Origin of the sequence: Psychrobacter proteolyticus (assembly GCF_038155145.1) — a bacterium.
GTDB classification, from domain to species: Bacteria; Pseudomonadota; Gammaproteobacteria; order Pseudomonadales; family Moraxellaceae; genus Psychrobacter; species Psychrobacter proteolyticus_B.
Genome location: NZ_JBAKAY010000003.1, coordinates 80,326 through 98,903 on the forward strand (window position 1 = coordinate 80,326; position 18,578 = coordinate 98,903).

Annotated in this window: 15 protein-coding genes; 7 read left to right on the forward strand and 8 right to left on the reverse strand. The window is 43.7% G+C overall.

From position 1 onward, the window contains the following. Nucleotides 1–141: 141 nt before the first annotated feature. The 8 genes from V6252_RS04690 to V6252_RS04725 form a co-directional block, all read right to left on the reverse strand. Nucleotides 142–723, reverse strand: a complete 582-nt coding sequence (locus V6252_RS04690) for a L,D-transpeptidase family protein (RefSeq protein WP_341609515.1) — start codon at nt 721–723, stop codon at nt 142–144. A 111-nt stretch (nt 724–834) separates the two neighbouring features. Then, nucleotides 835–1,626: an SDR family NAD(P)-dependent oxidoreductase gene (locus V6252_RS04695; protein WP_341609517.1), complete on the reverse strand. Its 792-nt coding sequence runs from the start codon at nt 1,624–1,626 to the stop codon at nt 835–837. Between the two features lie 72 nt (nt 1,627–1,698). Next, nucleotides 1,699–3,414: an AMP-binding protein gene (locus V6252_RS04700; protein WP_341609518.1), complete on the reverse strand. Its 1,716-nt coding sequence runs from the start codon at nt 3,412–3,414 to the stop codon at nt 1,699–1,701. Nucleotides 3,415–3,722: 308 nt separating this feature from the next. Then, nucleotides 3,723–4,853 carry a DNA topoisomerase IB gene (locus tag V6252_RS04705; protein ID WP_341609519.1) on the reverse strand — a complete coding sequence of 377 codons (1,131 nt, stop codon included), beginning with the start codon at nt 4,851–4,853 and terminating at the stop codon, nt 3,723–3,725. Nucleotides 4,854–5,063: 210 nt separating this feature from the next. Further along, nucleotides 5,064–5,348, reverse strand: a complete 285-nt coding sequence (locus V6252_RS04710) for a pyrimidine/purine nucleoside phosphorylase (RefSeq protein ID WP_341609520.1) — start codon at nt 5,346–5,348, stop codon at nt 5,064–5,066. Between the two features lie 61 nt (nt 5,349–5,409). After that, nucleotides 5,410–6,505 (reverse strand): peptide chain release factor 2 gene (gene prfB / locus V6252_RS04715; RefSeq protein WP_102078362.1). Its coding sequence is split into 2 segments (ribosomal slippage): nt 5,410–6,432 and nt 6,434–6,505, totalling 1,095 coding nucleotides; the frame shifts between segments, so codons are not numbered across the junction. A 124-nt stretch (nt 6,506–6,629) separates the two neighbouring features. Continuing rightward, the gene (locus V6252_RS04720; RefSeq protein ID WP_341609521.1) at nt 6,630–7,340 is read right to left on the reverse strand and encodes an HAD family hydrolase; all 711 of its coding nucleotides are present in this window, start codon (nt 7,338–7,340) and stop codon (nt 6,630–6,632) included. 158 nt (nt 7,341–7,498) lie between these two features. Further along, nucleotides 7,499–8,035 carry a gamma carbonic anhydrase family protein gene (locus V6252_RS04725; RefSeq protein ID WP_102091164.1) on the reverse strand — a complete coding sequence of 179 codons (537 nt, stop codon included), beginning with the start codon at nt 8,033–8,035 and terminating at the stop codon, nt 7,499–7,501. Nucleotides 8,036–8,537: 502 nt separating this feature from the next. Between V6252_RS04725 and carA the strand changes: the two genes are divergently transcribed. The 7 genes from carA to V6252_RS04760 all read left to right on the forward strand — a co-directional run bounded on the left by carA (nt 8,538) and on the right by V6252_RS04760 (nt 18,512). Beyond that, nucleotides 8,538–9,779 (forward strand): glutamine-hydrolyzing carbamoyl-phosphate synthase small subunit, encoded by a 1,242-nt coding sequence (gene carA, locus V6252_RS04730; RefSeq protein WP_341609523.1) that lies wholly within the window; start codon nt 8,538–8,540, stop codon nt 9,777–9,779. Between the two features lie 153 nt (nt 9,780–9,932). Continuing rightward, a complete protein-coding gene (gene carB, locus V6252_RS04735; protein ID WP_102091162.1) occupies nt 9,933–13,196 on the forward strand; it encodes a carbamoyl-phosphate synthase large subunit in 3,264 nt (1,087 codons plus the stop codon). A gap of 330 nt (nt 13,197–13,526) precedes the next feature. Further along, nucleotides 13,527–14,003 (forward strand): transcription elongation factor GreA, encoded by a 477-nt coding sequence (gene greA, locus V6252_RS04740; RefSeq protein WP_057760725.1) that lies wholly within the window; start codon nt 13,527–13,529, stop codon nt 14,001–14,003. 471 nt (nt 14,004–14,474) lie between these two features. Beyond that, entirely contained in the window at nt 14,475–15,368 is an 894-nt protein-coding gene (locus V6252_RS04745; protein ID WP_341609527.1) for a hypothetical protein, read from the forward strand. Nucleotides 15,369–15,578: 210 nt separating this feature from the next. Continuing rightward, nucleotides 15,579–16,154 carry a hypothetical protein gene (locus tag V6252_RS04750; protein WP_341609528.1) on the forward strand — a complete coding sequence of 192 codons (576 nt, stop codon included), beginning with the start codon at nt 15,579–15,581 and terminating at the stop codon, nt 16,152–16,154. A 141-nt stretch (nt 16,155–16,295) separates the two neighbouring features. Further along, on the forward strand, nt 16,296–17,564 hold the full coding sequence (locus V6252_RS04755; RefSeq protein ID WP_341609529.1) for a putative DNA modification/repair radical SAM protein: 1,269 nt from the start codon (nt 16,296–16,298) through the stop codon (nt 17,562–17,564). 75 nt (nt 17,565–17,639) lie between these two features. Further along, nucleotides 17,640–18,512 carry a TIGR03915 family putative DNA repair protein gene (locus V6252_RS04760; protein ID WP_341609531.1) on the forward strand — a complete coding sequence of 291 codons (873 nt, stop codon included), beginning with the start codon at nt 17,640–17,642 and terminating at the stop codon, nt 18,510–18,512. The last annotated feature ends 66 nt before the right edge of the window (nt 18,513–18,578 follow it).

Here is an 18,578-nt window from a genome sequence, read left to right on the forward strand (position 1 = left end):
AATTAGCTATTAATATCAGTTAAATGTAGTTAGTAGATAAGTTATGCCATTTTATCAATGAAAATTAAAAATAAATTTCCATTGAATAAGGTAATAAATAATGCACCTACTTAGTATAAATTAGATAACAATCCGACTATTCTACTCCACGATTTCGATAGGAATACCAAGTGTCACCGCTGCCATAATTTCATCCATCTCGTCATTGGTAACCGCGATACAACCGTCTGTCCAATCACGTCGTTGATTAAACAATGCCAAATATCCAAAGCCATTCATTTGCCCATGAATCATGATATTACCACCCGGATTAACCCCTAATGACTGCGCTCGCGCCTTGTCCTCATCATTGGGGTAGCTAATATGGATAGAGCGATGGGCAATAGAGTTCTCGTTTTTATAATCTAAGGTATAAACCCCAACTGGCGTACGCTGGTCGCCTTCTTGTTGCTTATGACCTGTTGGATTGCCCCCTAGCGCAATACGATACGACCTAATAACTTTACTATTGCTCATCAGTTTTAAGATACGGTCTGATTTGTCGACAAAGACTTTATCAATGACTGTAGAAGGAGGAATGGGATTCTTAGGTTTTGAGGTGCTTTTGACATAAGCAATAGCGCTGGTGCTGACAATGGCAGCAAGACTAAGACCAAGGATGATAGGCAGCCAAGGCGTACGCTGCTCATTTGATGAATAATGTTTTTTATAAAAAAATGGCATAGACTTTGATTCCCATAATTAATTTTTTGTCATTAATCATATGTATCAAAGCACTATGCCAGATTCTGTAGATACGTTTTGTGCAAAAGTGATGAATCACTCACTAGACTGCTACACCATACGAATAGCACCATCTAAGCGAATAACTTCACCATTTAGATAAGCATTATCGATGATGTGAGTGACCAATTTGGCAAATTCATTGGGAGCGCCTAAACGTTTAGGATATGGCACACCTGCTTCTAGCTGCTCGCGTGCCTTTTCAGGAATACTGTCCATCATCGGCGTAGCAAAGACACCTGGTGCGATGGTCATAACACGAATACCATGACGTGCCAGCTCGCGAGCAAGTGGCAAGGTTAGACCAACCACGCCTGCCTTGGACGAAGAATAGCTGGCTTGACCTACTTGTCCGTCAAAGGCGGCGATAGAGGCTGTATTAATAATAATACCTTGATCTATGTTCTTCTCTACATGGTCGCCTGCATTGCTATCATTCGCTATACGTTTAGCAATGCTAGCAGCGACCAAACGGGCGACGTTAAATGAACCGACCAGATTGATATTGACTCCGCGGCTAAATGCCTCAAGGTCTGCCGGATTATTATCACGATCTAGCAGTTTTTGTACCACTACAACACCCGCACAATTGATTGAACCTTGTAGGCCACCGAAAGCTGACTCTGCCATCTCAACCGCTGATTGTACTTCATCACCGTTAGTGATATCACAGCGTACAAAGCGCGCACTATCACCTAACTCAGCGACCAATGCTTGCCCAGCAGATTCATTCAGATCAGCGATGACGACGTTGCCACCTTGACCTACAATCGCCCGAGCCACTGACTCACCTAATCCTGATGCCCCGCCTGTGACTAAAAAGCTGTTTTCTTTAACTTGCATGATTATTCCTTTAAATTTTTGCTTCTTATTAGATATTTTTCTATTAAATTTATAGACGCTTTACCAACTCATTTATGCAGCAGACAGACTACGCAGCAAAAAACGTTGAATCTTGCCACTTGGCGTTTTCGGCAGTTCTGTCACAAACTCGACCTCACGTGGATAAGCATGAGTGGATAGACGTTTACGTACCAGCTCTTGGATTTCTTTGGCGATTTGCTCACTGCCTTCGATGCCATCTTTTAGCACCACATAAGACTTGATGGTATGACCGCGCACTTCATCTGGCACGCCTACCGCCGCAGATTCTGCTACTGCTTCATGCTCTAATACAGTGTTTTCGACATCAGTAGGCCCTACACGGTAACCTGCGGTAATAATGATGTCATCATCACGGCCTGAGAACCAGTAACTACCATCACTATGACGCTCGACTACGTCGCCTGTCAGATAGTAATCATCTACAAAGGCTTGTTTTTCATTCCAGCTATAACCACGGAAATAGAACGCAGGTGACTGACTGACGACGACTGCCAGTTGCCCTTGCTCACCATCGGGCAGTACATTCATATCATCATCTAATACGACTAGCGTATGACCTGGGAGCGCCATACCCATCGAACCAACAGGACAATCATGTGCCAGTGCATGATGTGCACAGCAAGTCATGCCAGTCTCTGTTTGCCCATATTGGTCTTTGACTTGGCACGCCAGATAGGTTTCAACCCAGTTGACCACTTCGGTATTCAGCGTCTCTCCTGCCGAGTTGGCACAGCGTAAAGACAGCTTAGCATTAGTATCGTTATGAGCGCCTTCATTAACACTATCAAACACGCCACTAGATTTCATCATTCGAAATGCAGTTGGTGAAGAGGCTAAATTGGTAATCTTATGACGTACCATAAAGTCACGGGTATTGGTCGCGTCGAATCCTGCTTCATTAAAATAAGTGGTGATGCCCAGTAGCAAAGGCCCTGTGATGGCATAGTACAAGCCATATGCCCAGCCAGGATCGGCCATGTTCCAATACTGATCATCTTCGCGTAGATCGATGGCATAACGCATATATAGGTAAAAAGCAGGTAATGCAGCCAATGGAACGCTGACCCCTTTTGATTTACCAACCGTACCAGAGGTAAACATTTGCAAAAATGGTGCATCCGTATCGAGCAATACTGGTTCCATCGTTTGCGATTGGGCTGCCATAGACTGGCCATAGTGATCGTCACCCCATGTCTGGGCATCTTCCATACTGCCGACCAATACCATTTTGGTTTGCTCAGCCAAATCTTCAAACTTGCTGCGATTTTCTAAGTTAGTAAAAACGACTTTGGTGTCGGCTTTATCCATCCGATACTTGATTGAATCATAGCCAAAAGCAGTAAATAGCGGCTGATATACGGCTCCGATACGCCATGTTGCCAATACAACAGTAAGTAGCTCAGGCGTGCGCGGTAGCATGGTCGCTACCTTATCTCCCGCTTTTACCCCATACGACTGTAGCAAGTTAGCGATTTGAGCACTCGCTTTATCAAGCTCACCAAAACTCATGCGTGTTATGTTGCCTGCCGTGTCTTCGTGTACTAGCGCAGCATTGTCAGCGCGGCCATCGCGTACATGGCGACCACAGCAAGCCATATAAGCATTTAAACGATCATCTATGTGCTCGCCAAATATTTCTGACAGCAGTGTATCCATATCAAAATTATTATAGTAATCGGTATAGTTTTTTGGCGTGATGGTAGTATCTGTATCTATATTCGTCGGAGTTTGAGAGGCAGTGTTCATAAGCTAATCCTTTAGCAATAGCAGGTAACTGGTAAAATGGCATTTATGATTGAAAAACGGCCACATCCTATAGACCGTTTCATAGGTTTGTATTTATCATGCTCTATTAGTAACGCATTTTTACGTTTATTTCAATACATAACGTATCATTTTTATTTTATAGAAATAGAGGTAATCTATAACTAATTATCATTAATTCGCTATAAGTCCGCGAAGACACCTACAATCAATAGCCAAAGTACTGCCACATATTTTCAATTTCCTATTAAAGAATTAACACCTCAATATTATTATCTACAACCTCACACTTAAACATCAGCTCTTAAAAACCCTAACAATGCTTTTTCTTCACAACTTTGGTATTTTTTGGTTCGACCACGGCGTGCTTGTTTGTAAATCTCAAAGAACTGCCCTGCCAAAAAACGCTCAATGACAATGGGATGAATATAAGAGGCACGGCAGACGGTTGGTGTGTTGCCTAGCTCTGCTGCCACACTTTTTACCATATCAGTAACTAATTGCTGTCGCTCAGCACTTTCTGGCGCACTGGCTAGTATGTTAGCGCCTGCAGTCGTTTGTAGTTCGTCATATAGGTAGCTTGCTGCGAGCACACTTGCCATCCATGTACGAAAATCTTTTGCGCTGTACAGCTTGCTTTCGCAGTCCATGCCGCACGTATGCATCCGTAAGTAATCATTGATATCGCTACTGTCGACGACTTGCTTATGTCCGTCGTCATCTAGATATTTGAATATCTGATAGCCTGGCAGCTCAGAACAGGCTTGCACGATATCTATTAAACGTTCATCTTGCAGCTCGATATGATGCTCTTTTGCACTTTTTCCGACGAAATCAAATGCCAGTCCATTGTCGGTTTCACTGACATGCTTGCTGCGTAGCGTACTCAGACCATAGCTTTTATTTTGCTTGGCGTAGCGGCTATTACCAATACGAATCAATGTTGTTTCTAGCAATTTAACAACGGCAGCAAGCACATTGGTGCGTGACAATGACTCTGCTTCCAAATCTATCTCCACCTGCGCGCGTAGATTGGGCAGCGCCTCTGCAAATCCTATCATCGCATCAAACTTTGCTTGGTCACGGATGTTGTTCCATGAGGGATGATACAGATACTGTTTGCGCGATTTTTCGTCTCGGCCTGTTGATTGCAGATGGCCTCTTTCATCTTGACATATCCAGACCTCTGACCACATGGGCGGTATCACCAATGCATCAAAACGCTGACGCAATGCTTTGTCTTTGACGGTGTTGCCCGTTGCATCACGATAAGTAAAGCCGCGACCCCAACGTCTACGCTCGTAGCCTGGTTCGTCGTCACTCACATAACGCAAATTAGCGCGGCGTGCGAGATGCTCGTAATCATGACGCACGTCTTTGGTCATTGTCTGCTGGCTAGTCTGTAATTTTGCCTTTGTCATAAACCTATATACCTTTAAGAATTCATGGTTTTAGCATAATTAATGACGGTAGTTTTTGCTGTTTATTTGGCACAGACAAAGTGTAATCCTGTGTAAAACATAGTTTTCAGGATAATAGCTTACAATTCATTTGAAATATGACGCACAAAAAACGCCAAGCATAAAATACTTGGCGTTTTTCGTTTTGATACTGCTATAACTTAGAAGTCGTTATTTGCCGTATATACATAAATAAGCCGTTTCGACATCAACTTTTACTTGAAATTTTTGATTGGCCTCAACGGTAAACTGCTCACCAGCGTTAAACGTTTGCCACTCATCACTCTCTGGCAGCTTAACAGTCAATGCACCGCTCACCACACTCATGGTTTCGAATTCACTGGTACCAAACTCATATTCACCAATTTCCATGACGCCGACAGTCGCAGGCTTGGTCGCCGTCTGAAAGGCGATAGAAGTCACTTTGTCATCAAAATAATTATTAACGCTTGGCATAATTTTCCTTAATTAAATATTGGTTACTATTTTAAAACGGCTGCTTATTTAAAACGGCCTTTTACAATCCTGCTTTTAGACTCGCTTCAATAAACTGATCGAGGTCACCATCTAGCACCGCACCGGTGTTAAAGGTTTCAACACCCGTACGCAAATCCTTGATACGAGAGTCATCAAGCACGTATGAGCGAATTTGACTGCCCCAGCCAACATCAGACTTACCGTCTTCGACCGCTTGCTGTGATTCCATACGTTTTTGCATCTCTAGCTCATAAAGCTTAGCACGTAGCATCTTCATCGCCGTGGCTTTGTTACCATGTTGACTACGCTCATTCTGACAGGTCACCACTACGCCCGATGGCTCATGGGTAATACGTACCGCAGAATCTGTCGTGTTTACGTGCTGACCACCCGCCCCAGATGAACGATAGGTATCGATACGCAAATCCGCTGGATTGATATCAATCTCGACGTTGTCGTCAATCTCAGGCGAGACAAACACCGCAGCAAACGACGTATGACGACCATTATTACTATCAAATGGTGACTTACGTACCAAACGGTGAACGCCAATTTCGGTACGTAACCAACCAAACGCATAATCGCCTTTAATCTCGATGGTTGCCGACTTAATACCAGCTACGCTACCAGATGACACTTCAATCACATCTACTTTGAAGCCATGAGCTTCTGCCCAGCGCGTGTACATGCGTAGTAGCATCTCTGCCCAATCTTGCGCTTCAGTACCGCCACTGCCTGACTGAATATCCAAGTAGCAGTTATTTGGATCCATCTCACCGCTAAACATTCGGCGGAATTCTAAATCAGCAACACGTTTCTCAGCACTATCTAGCTCGCTCTGCACGTCAGCTAGCAATGACTCATCTTCTGCTTCGACTGCCAACTCTAGCATGGCAGACGCGTCTTCTAGTGTGGTTTCAAGAGAGACCACCACATCAATGACACCGTCAAGGTGACTTTTTTCTTTATTAATTTTGGTCGCGCGCTCTGGATCGTTCCATAGCTCAGGGTTTTCTAACTCTAAATTGACTTCTTCTAAGCGTTCTTGCTTACCATCGAAGTCAAAGATACCTCCGCAAATCCTGCCCACGCTCTGATAAGTCTTTGATTTGCTCTTGATACGGATTGATTTCCATAAATATTCCTGTTTTTCTAATAAAATAAATAACGCATGTGGCGCTATTTTAAATGAGATTGATACTAAATGGTTCGCTAATTATCACTATTGATAATGTTGCTACTATTACTAGATTAAATAATCTAGATCGACCAATCTTCTACTGCCCAGCGATGTGCCAAAGCATGCGCATGTAACGCATCATCAGGTGATACGCAAACAGCTACGTCAGCCCATTCAAGTAACGGAATATCATTTTTGGAATCTGAATACGCGTATGTTTTTTCAAACGTGATGCCAGAGGCTTGCTGTTTATTCAGCCATTTATCCAAATGGTATATTTTGCCCGCTTGGAAGTTTGGTCTGTCAATTAGCTTACCTGTATAGCGATTGTCTTTGATCTCTAGCGGCGTCGCCAATACATTGGCAGCTTCAATACCAAATCGCTTGGCAATGGCGGATACCACAAAATCATTGGTCGCGGAAATAATCACCACATCGTGCCCTTGCTCAATGTGCTGGCACAATGCTTCCATTGCTTTTGGGCGAATATGTGGCTCGATTTCGCTTTTGATATAGTCTTCTCTTAGCTCATCCAGTCTATCAAGCGGCAGACTGCTTAAAAACTGCGCGACGAATTCATTGTACTCTGTCGCGTCTAGCGTGCCTTCGATATAGTCATTATAGAATTTCTGATTGGCAGTGCGGTACTGCGCTTCATCGACAAGGTCATGCTTTACGATATACTCGCCCCAGAGATAATCGCTATCGACATCAAGTAATGTATGATCTAAATCAAATAATGCCAGTTGTTTTTGTTGTTTTTGTTGTTTTTGTGCTTGATTTGCCTGCATGGTGAGACCTTATCGTTGGTTGCGAAAAAATATGAATCGTTTAGTAAAATTGGGTACGGTTATCTACTAAGGATGATCACGTCACATAAATAGTATGTAAATGAAATAAGCTTATACCTTGTTATCTATCCCTTTAGAATTGCTTAGACTATTTGCTTTTAGTCAGGCATTGCTATTTCTGTTAAGCCTGTTTTAAATTTCTGGCAACGCTCAGCATAATGTAGCGCTGACATTTTTAGCATCGCTGCTTGCTCATCTGTCAGCGTCTTGACTACTTTTGCAGGCGCGCCCATCACTAGCGAGTTATCAGGAATAACCTGACCTTCAGTAATCAAGGCTTTCGCCCCTATCAGACAGTTTTTACCGATTTTGACATTGTTAAGTACCACAGCGCCAATACCTATTAGGCTGTTATCACCGACTTCACAGCCATGTAGCATAGCCAGATGACCGATAGTCACGTAATTACCGATTTTCACCTCAATACCTGCATCAGTATGAATCACACTGTTTTCTTGCACATTACTATAGTCACCGATATGGATACGATCGTTGTCACCGCGAATCACTGCACCGAACCAAATATTGGCTTGATGGCCTAAATATACATCGCCCATCACTTGCGCTGAATCTGCTACCCAACCGTTAAATGGTGCGGCAAACTCTGGGGTTTTGTCTAAATACTGATAAATCATAACGACTCCTTGTCATCTTCATTATTGTTATAACAAACGATCATAAAAATTTGGTCTAGCGCTTCGCTGTCCATTGTGGCAAAGCCAACTGCGAAAATCCAGCGCTATTAATACACGCTAGATGTTGATTTTGATAAAAGAGAAAGGAGTCAGTGTCTGCTTAGGCTATTTTATAAAGTCAATATCTTTATAAAGTCCTTATTATTAGCTATGAAATGACTATTAATCCAGTAAATCGGCTAGCTATAACCGTCTATTTTGTATATAATACGCAAAATCTGTGCCTAAGCGAGCGGACATGATGCAAGTTACCTATTCACTATCTAGTGGGTTTTGTAGTTTTCATCAATAATGTCTTCTCGCTTTTTTGTGGAAAATTTTTGTGTATCGCCCTTTTTTTACTTTTATATGACAACAGTCAAATGCCGTAAATAAAAGGATACGGAGCAGTTTTAGACCAACAAAACATGATGGCACTCACCAATAACAGCGGAGGCAATCCTTGAATTCATCGGCAGAAATACAAGCAATTTTGGCACTAGCAGACGGTACAATCTTTCGCGGTGTCAGTATCGGCAGCCTAGGTCATCGTATTGGTGAAGTGGTATTTAACACAGCCATGACAGGGTATCAAGAAATCCTAACCGATCCAAGTTATGCCCGCCAGCTGGTGACTTTGACTTACCCTCACATCGGTAATACAGGCACCAATAGCGAGGACACAGAATCTGGCAATGGCCACAAAGTATGGGCAGACGGTCTTATCATCCGTGATGCCACCATGGCAACTTCTAACTTCCGCAACTCAGAGTCACTTAGCGACTATTTACAGCGTAACGAAACCGTAGCTATCGCTGAAATTGATACGCGTCAGCTAACACGTCTATTACGTGATAAAGGTGCACAGAACGGCTGTATCATGACTGCCTCAAACGGCGAGACGATCAGTAGCGACGATGAGCAAAAAGCGATTGAGTTAGCAAAAGGCTTTGCAGGTCTAAAAGGCATGGACTTGGCAAAAGAATGCTGCACTAAAGAGAACTTCGAGTGGACAGCAGGTACCTGGGATTTATCAGACACCCTACTCAACCGTGATATCCCTGGCAGTCATGATAGCGGTACTGGCGGCTTCTTTAAGCAACTCGGCACTCACATCAATTCTAAATACAACGTCGTCGCTTATGACTTCGGTAGCAAAACCAACATCTTACGCATGCTCGTCGACCGCGGTTGTCACGTGACGGTTGTACCAGCACAGACCCCTATCGCTGATGTGCTAGCGATGAATCCAGATGGAATTTTCTTATCAAACGGCCCTGGTGACCCTGCAGCTTGTGATTACGCTATCGATGCGGTACGCCACATCATTGAGCAAACTGACGTGCCAACGTTTGGCATCTGCTTAGGCCATCAGCTGATTGGTCTGGCTAGCGGTGCAAATACTATCAAGATGAAAACTGGCCATCATGGTGCCAACCATCCAGTACAAGACTTAGCGACCGGTACGGTTATGATTACCAGTCAGAACCATGGCTTTGCGGTTGATGAAGACACGCTACCTGACAACGTTAAGTCTACCCATCGTTCATTATTCGATGGTACCAACCAAGGTATCGAGCTGACCGATAAGCCAGTCTTTAGCTTCCAAGGTCACCCAGAAGCCAGCCCTGGTCCACATGACTGCGCGCCATTGTTTGATAAGTTTGCAGATATGATGGAAGCGTCTAAAACTGCCCAAGCGTAAACGGTTGATTATAACTACATAATAAGTAAACGCTTGAATTGTCCATAGCAGTTCAAGCGGCACTAAATAAAGCACTGCAAGCATAAAACGCCTTGAGCGTTATCAAAAATAAAGATTACTCAAATTATCACCCAAACGAAGGTAGCTCTAACTATGCCAAAACGTACCGACATAAAAAGCATTCTTATCATTGGCGCAGGCCCTATCGTCATCGGCCAAGCATGTGAGTTTGACTATTCAGGCGCACAGGCGTGTAAAGCACTAAAAGAAGAAGGCTACCGCGTCATCTTGGTCAACTCAAACCCTGCGACCATCATGACTGACCCTGTCATGGCTGACGCGACCTATATCGAGCCGATTACTTGGCAAACCGTTGAGCAAATCATTGCCAAAGAACGTCCAGATGCAATCTTGCCAACGATGGGCGGACAGACAGCTCTAAACTGTGCGCTAGAGCTGGACAAGCACGGTGTATTGACCAAGTATAACTGTGAATTGATTGGCGCGACCAAAGACTCAATCGAGATGGCAGAAGACCGCAACTTGTTTGATAAAGCCATGAAGCGTATTGGCCTTGAGTGCCCTCGCGCTGAAACGGCTGAAACCATGGAAGAGGCCTTTGCGACTCAAGAAAAAATGGGCTATCCATGTATCATTCGTCCATCATTCACGATGGGTGGTTCAGGCGGCGGTATCGCTTATAACCGCGATGAGTTCATTGAAATCTGCGAGCGCGGTTTTGACTTGTCTCCAAACCATCAACTGCTTATCGATGAGTCATTGATTGGTTGGAAAGAATACGAGATGGAAGTTGTTCGTGACAAAAACGACAACTGCATCATCATCTGTGCCATCGAAAACTTTGACCCAATGGGTGTGCATACAGGCGACTCAATCACCGTCGCGCCAGCACAAACCTTGACCGACAAAGAATACCAAATCATGCGTAATGCATCATTAGCAGTACTGCGTGAGATCGGTGTTGAAACAGGCGGCTCAAACGTCCAGTTCGGTATCAACCCTGATACTGGTCGTATGGTCGTCATCGAGATGAACCCACGCGTATCACGCTCGTCTGCCCTAGCCTCAAAAGCCACTGGCTTCCCGATTGCCAAAATCGCAGCAAAACTGGCCATTGGTTACACGCTAGACGAATTACAAAATGACATCACTGGTGGCAAAACGCCAGCCAGCTTTGAGCCTGCGCTTGATTATGTCGTGACTAAGATACCTCGTTTTAACTTTGAAAAATTCCCACAAGCAGACAACATCCTATCGACTCAGATGAAATCGGTCGGTGAAGTGATGGCGATTGGTCGTAACTTCCAAGAGTCTATGCAAAAAGCACTGCGCGGTATGGAAACAGGTGCGGATGGTTTTGATGAGCAAATTGACTTATCAAAAGTAAGCGCCGAAAAAGCACGTAGCGAGATCATCAACCGCCTAACCATTCCAACACCTGAGCGTATTTACTACGTTGCTGATGCATTCCGCGTCGGTATGAGTGTCGATGAAGTGTTTAACTTTACCAAGATTGACCCATGGTTTTTGGTACAGATAGAAGACATCGTTAAAACAGAAGCTACCGTAAAATCACTTGGTTTTGGCGGATTGAACGAGAAAAATCTACGTAGCTTTAAACGTAAAGGTTTGTCAGATTTGCGTTTGGCTAAACTGCTTGGTATTTCACAAAAGCAACTTCGCAAAAAGCGTTGGGATCTAAACGTCTATCCAGTCTATAAGCGTGTCGATACCTGTGCAGCAGAGTTTGCTACTAGCACGGCCTATATGTACTCGACATACGATAGCGAATGTGAAGCGAACCCAACAGACAAAAAGAAAATCATGGTTATCGGCGGTGGTCCTAACCGTATCGGCCAAGGTATTGAGTTTGATTACTGCTGTGTGCATGCAGCGCTTGCCATGCGTGAAGATGGTTACGAAACCATCATGGTCAACTGTAACCCTGAAACGGTTTCCACCGATTATGACACTTCTGACCGTCTATACTTTGAGCCAATCACGTTAGAAGACGTGCTAGAGATTGTTCGTATCGAAAACCCTGATGGCGTGATCGTCCAGTTCGGTGGACAAACACCATTGAAACTTGCTCGTGCACTAGAGTCAGCAGGCGTTAAAATCATCGGTACTAGCCCAGATGCAATTGACCGTGCCGAAGATCGTGAACGCTTCCAGCACATGATTCAGCAGCTAAACCTAGTACAGCCATCAAACGCACTAGCAACCAGCTTAGAAGACGGCTTGGTTAAAGCAAAAGACGTAGGCTATCCATTGGTTGTACGTCCATCTTATGTATTAGGTGGCCGCGCGATGGAAATCGTCTACAACGAAGACGAGCTAAGACATTACCTACGTACTGCGGTACAAGCATCGAACGAGGCACCTGTCCTGCTAGATCGCTTCTTAGATGATGCTATCGAAGTTGACGTAGACTGTGTCTGTGATGGTACTGATGTCGTCATCGGCGGTATCATGCAACATATTGAACAGGCTGGCGTCCACTCAGGTGACTCAGCATGCTCACTGCCGCCATACTCACTGTCTAAAGAGCTATGTGACGTGATGCGAGCACAGACGGTCGCTATGGCAAAAGAGCTAGGCGTTATTGGTCTGATGAACGTACAGTTCGCAGTAAAAGGCGAAACCGTATATATCCTAGAAGTGAACCCACGTGCTGCACGTACAGTACCATTTGTTTCTAAGTGTATCGGTACTTCGTTAGCACAGGTTGCTGCTCGCTGTATGGCTGGTACTTCGCTTAAAGACCAAGGCTTTACCACTGAAATTGTCCCTGCATTCTATGCGGTCAAAGAAGCGGTCTTCCCATTCGCTAAGTTCCCAGGTGTTGACCCAATCTTGAGTCCTGAGATGAAATCAACGGGCGAAGTTATGGGCGTGGGCAAAACCTTTGGCGAAGCATTCTACAAGGCCATTATCGGTAGTAACGAGCGTCTGCCAGGTCTACCGACTGAAGGCGAGACAAAAACGGTCTTTATCTCAGTTCGTGACAGTGATAAAGCCCAAATTGCTCCGATTGCTCGTCAGCTTGCAGACTTTGGCTTTAAGATTGTCTCGACCACTGGCACGCAAAAAGTACTGAGCGACGCTGGTATCGAAAGTCAACAAATCAACAAGGTCACTGAAGGTCGCCCGCATATCGTTGATGCCTTGAAAAACGGCAAAATCGACCTTATCATCAATACCACTGAAGGTAAGCAAGCTCAAGAGGATTCGTTCTCTATTCGCCGCAGTGCGCTACAGGGCAAAGTATTCTACGTCACCACGTTAGGTGCCGCTGATGCCGTCTGCAAATCTTACGCGATTGACTTACCGTTTGATGTCTATAAGTTACAAGATTTGCATGAGCAAGCAAAGTCTATTGACGTGGCTGAATAATTTCAGTAGATTAAGCATAACCGTTAGGCTTGCCTAAAAGCTCACTCAAGTATCGTTGTTTGCTTTAAATATAGCCAACCATGCTTGAGGAACGATACCTTTACCGTGATAGACCTAAAAAGCATAGTGGCTAAATTGCGACTATGCTTTTTATTACGTAAGCTTAAGTGCGCCTATGCTTGAATTGAGGTGAGATACACTCATAAATGATAGCCAACTTATTCATTACATCGTCTTAATTATCACTCTTTTATATTTTATATCCATTGCAACAACACTGACACCATCTCATTATGAGGTGGTGTGGTGTTATTGGTTTAAGGAAAAAACATGCAACGTTACCCAATGACTCCGCAAGGACACGCGGCTTTAGAAGCCGAATTAAAACAGCTAAAAAGTGTCGACCGTCCACGTATCACAGCATCGATTGCTGAAGCACGCGAACACGGCGATTTGAAAGAAAATGCTGAATACCATGCTGCCCGTGAGCAACAAGGTTTTTGTGAAGCACGTATTCGTGATATCGAAGCCAAACTTGGCGGCGCTCAAGTCATCGATCCTTCGACACTGCCAAAAGAAGGCCGTATCGTATTTGGCGTCAGCGTCGTGATTGAAAACATGGACACCGAAGAAGAGAAACAGTACAAAATCGTTGGCGACGATGAAGCTGACTTTAAAGCTGGTAAAATCTCAGTCAACTCACCAATCGCTCGTGGTTTGATTGGTAAATTCGAAGGCGACGAAGTGCGCATCGAAACGCCAAAGGGCGTCGTTGAATATGAAGTCATGAAAGTTATATATGACTAATAGCTACACTGCATTCTAATTTATAAATTTGATGTTCTCAATTGTAGACAGTTTGAGAAATGACTTTTAGATAGCAGCTTCGATGACAATGATTGTGACTAGCGACTTAGTTATGCCATTCCATAGATGAAAGCCTTACTACACATAAATAGCATTTATACCATTTCGGTTACACAATGCTGCTTTTATCCATGATTTGTTTTGGCGCATAATTATTTGAGTTTGAGTGCACAACAGCTTTAGTATTAAGTCTATTCAGTAAGAAACAGTTAAGATTGAATAACTTCTATGCAAGTTAACACTGCTGCGCGCTTACTAAAAATAATGATGGTCTGATCGCATACATAGGCTAATATCAGCACTACTACCCTCGTTATTTGGCATATTTTTCGGTGTCATTTAGCGGGGGTTTTGTTTATCTAAGCATTATCTATTGTTGTATTACTTACTATTATTTTTGAGGAGTCTTTTATGATTATGAACAATGATTTTCAAGCATCAACTGCTAAAACGACTATGGCAAAAAATTCAGCTATGTCTGCAATGCTAGCAGGTATCCTGTTGGCCGCATCATCGGCCAATGCTGCCCCTGAGATTGCCATTAGCTCCTCTGCGAACGGTAGCACCACGGTGGTCGAGCAATACTCTGATGGTAAAACTGCTACGATTACGGCTACGCCAAACGGTATCACTATGCAAGATGGTATGCCATACGCGGTAACTCAGGTGACCACTTTGCCACGCTATGTCGTGCGTCAGTCTCCTGTTGTCCAAGGTACGACGACCATTACTAGCGTACCAGTGACTAACTCTATTACCAATAAAGTCACTAAAGTAGATGTGATTACCACGCCTGCCAGCAGCGTGACGCAAGTACTTCCTGTCGCAACCAACGTCACCCCGCCAGTGATTATGCAGCAGCCAGTGACCAATCAAATAACGACCACGACGACAACTTTGGATACGTTGCAACTGACTCCTACCTTTAGTACGCCTGGCGTGGTCAATGCCAACACCAAAGTCATGAAAATTCTAAAAAATGCTGATGGACGTGAAGTTGCCGTTCCTGCCAACCATATTGCCCCTGGCGATGTGATCGAGTATCACACCACGTATACCAACACCACAGCACAGCCGGTCAATGACATCAACGCCATGATCTCACTACCAAGCGGCGTCCAGTTAGTCTCGTTGAATAGTCCTCTGCCGACGCTTGCCACTACTGGCGGAGACAGCTATCAAACCATTCAGCAAGTTGGCAATACGGTGGTTGTCCAAGAAAACTACTCTGGTCTGAAATGGAACTTGGTGAACTTTGATGCTAATGCAGCCAAAACCGTGGTCATACGTGCCAAGGTTCAATAAACATTAAACTGTCGCGCATTATTATTTGACAGCTATTCTCCAAAAAAAGGTCTTGTGAACTAGCTATCTAGTCAGCAAGACCTTTTTTTTGGAAAATAGCCAACTTATTATGATATAAATAAACGTTTGTTAATCCGAAAAACGAGCCTTATAGTTGTATCGGCTATACCACTTTATTATGTATGTCTATATCACTAAGGAAGATGAATAATGAGCATCCTGTCCATTAGAATACTTCTATTCATCCTTATTCTTATCGGCATATTTATTGTCTTTAAAGCGATAAAACTGTTTAGCAATGCATTCAATGTCGTCATATTATTGACGCTACCATATAACGATAATGCAGGTAGTTTCACTGTCTCAAAACCAGGCGTTTATGCAATCTGGCACAAAGGCCCTCTTTTCGAAAAAACGCCGCTGACCTATTTTAAACCACACATTCTCAATACCGCTACTAACAAAGAAATTAAGCTTAATCGCTCGATACTCTCTCCGCGCTCAAATAGTCTCAATACTGGAAGAATGGAGCTTTTTACTTTTAAGGCGGAAGCGGGTCATTACGAATTAAAGCTAGTACCAGGTTCAAGTACCTCAAGATTTCAAGCAATGATAGGAAGCGCTATACCGTTAGCAGATATTGATTTAAACCACTACTCTATTGAGATTCAAAAAAGCCAAGCACAGGTATTCACGATATTAGCCATTCCTCTCCTACTACTCGGTATTGCAGGTATTATTGGCGGATTGGTCATTGGATTATTAGCTGAAAAAATCTTTATATAAATTCAAATCATAGCCAAAAATTCATATTTTTGTGACGACAACCGTTGTCGCATATCATTCTAACTTCACCTATAAATACAATGACTTAGCGATAATTTTGGTAAAATAGTCTTTCATCAATTAATTGGTAAAACGCGACTTATGGCAAACATCAATTATGAAAGATTACAGGGAAAACTCAATATTTTGGCTGATGCTGCCAAGTATGATGTCTCTTGCTCATCCTCCGCTGGTACTCGCAAAAACCAAGGCGGTGGTCTAGGCGATGCCTCAGCAACGGGTATTTGTCACAGCTATACCGAAGATGGTCGCTGCGTCAGCCTATTAAAGATTCTTTTGACCAATCACTGCATTTACGACTGTGCTTATTGCACCTCGCGTAAGAGCAATGACACGCCGCGTGCTGCGTTTAGTGTCGAAGAAGTTGTCGACTTGACCATGCAGTTTTACCGCCGTAATTATATCGAAGGGCTATTTCTTAGCTCTGGTATCTTTAAAAGTGGCGACTATACGATGGAGCGACTGGTCGAAGTCGCTAAGCTTTTACGTACGCGTGAGTGCTTTAATGGTTACATTCACCTAAAGACCATTCCAGGTGCGTCAAAAGAACTGCTGCTAGAAGCAGGATTATATGCGGATCGTTTGAGCGTCAATATCGAGATTCCGACCAAATCAGGATTGGCTTTGCTTGCGCCAGAGAAATCACATGACCAATTAAAAGCACCGATGGAAACGGTAAAAGAAGAAATCATTACTATTCGTGAAAGCCGTAAGACTCATAAAAAAGCGCCTAAGTTCACGCCAGCAGGTCAGACCAGCCAAATGATCGTTGGTGCGAGTAACGAAACTGACTTGCAGGTGATTCAACTATCGAGTCACTTCTACAAAACGTATGATCTCAAGCGGGTCTATTACTCAGGTTATGTACCTATGCTCTCTGACAATCGTTTGCCTGCGATTGGAACGCCTGTGCCGATGGTGCGGGAGAATCGTCTGTATCAAGCAGATTGGTTAATGCGTTTTTATGGTTTTGGCGCGCATGAGATTGTGGAGCCAGAGTCACCGTTTTTAGATTTAGACTGCGATCCAAAGCTTGCTTGGGCGATACGCCATCGCGAGCATTTCCCAGTCAATATCCAGACAGCGACTTATGAGATGATTGTGCGTATCCCAGGTATCGGTACAAAGACTGCTAAAAAAATCGTCAAAGCACGTAAGTTCAATCAATTGACGCTATACCATTTAAAAAAGATGGGCGCTGCGGTCAACCGTGCTAAATACTTCATCGCGACCACTGGCAAAAACGAACACCTTGCTCACTTAACGCGCGATAATTTCCGTCAGTATGTATTGGCTCAAACGCAGACCAAGTTTAATGATCAGCGTACTGGGCAGTTGGCTTTATTTTAGAACGGCTCTAGATAGCATGTGTTAAAAAACCTGCTATCACACTACTGTATTTATGATAGAAATGTAGGATAAAACATGTCAGCACTTATGCAAAACGACTCTTACGCTGTCGGTCAATTGACGCCTAGCATTGTACTGTATGAGCCTAGCTTTGAAGGTTGGCTGAGTGCTGTGTTTTATGTCTATGCCAATCGTCTACAAAACGATATATCACTAAAGCTAACTGCTCAAGATTGCTATGTGCCATCACTCATCGCTCAGGCGACTAGCGTGGCAACTGATGAGGATAGAGCCGAGCGTGTGTTGGTCAAATTAAATACCTTATTAGGTCGATCAGGTATGCGAAATATCTTATGGGGTTTTTTATCAGAAAAGGATGATATCGGCACGACATTGTTTCGCGTGGTCAAATACGCCATCGACTACCCTAGCCGTCAGATCATGCAGGATTTGGGTAATTTGGACGTGCTTGAACTAGTGCAGACTGTCAAATCAGTTGGGCGCGAAAAACACCGTATGGAGGCATTTGTACGTTTTGAGCATACAACTGATGATATTTATTTTGCACGTGTAGAGCCTGATTTTAATGTACTGCCACTCATCGGAGAGCACTTTCGTCAGCGCTATCAGGATCAGCACTGGGCGATCTATGATCTAACTCGAGGCTATGGCATCTATTACGATAAAAGTAATAGCACACCATCACGTCCGGCAAAGCTGCAAACCATCACTGATCTCGATGATGCGGTATTACGCAATTCTGCCAGCATCCATAGTCCTGATGAGCAGCGCTATCAGAAATTTTGGCAAGGTTACTTTACCAACGTCAATATCAAAGAGCGTAAAAACCCTAAGCTGCATAAGCAATATCTCCCGCAGCGTTACTGGAAATACTTGAGTGAAAAACAAGTACTGCCCAATGCTGAGCATCTACAAAAACGACGCTAATAGCTTTTGGTATTTATTAATCCACATCTTACGCTCATATAGTCTAAAAACTACCTATCTGAACTT